At 60.8% G+C, this 250-nt stretch carries 1 pseudogene; it reads right to left on the bottom strand.

Features of this window, described 5'->3' with window-relative positions:
• A pseudogene (locus tag RVY79_RS20865) lies at positions 1-232 on the bottom strand (2-isopropylmalate synthase); the annotation flags it as partial.
• Positions 233-250: the final 18 nt, after the last annotated feature.

Below are 250 nucleotides of genomic sequence, written 5' to 3'. Positions count from 1 at the left end.
AAAGGATGATCGAATCGCGGCGCGCCAGGTTGCGGTGCATCCACTCGATCTGGTCGGCGTAGATGTTGGGCGTGGCCATCTCCACCGTGGCCGGCAGGTTGAAGATGATCTTGTGCGTCGGGCTGGGGTCCCAGACCTCGGTCACTGCGTTGCAGACTTCCAGCGCAAATTCCAGTTCGGTGCCGCTGAAGACTTCCGGGCTGTATTGGTACGTCCACTGCGTCTCAGGCATCGTCTCCGCAATCTCGCG

Origin of the sequence: Chromohalobacter sp. HP20-39 (assembly GCF_033052815.1) — a bacterium.
In the GTDB taxonomy this organism is placed as follows: Bacteria; Pseudomonadota; Gammaproteobacteria; order Pseudomonadales; family Halomonadaceae; genus Chromohalobacter.
The sequence above is the reverse complement of the archived record's forward strand: the minus strand, read 5'-3'. Positions and strand labels throughout refer to the sequence as shown.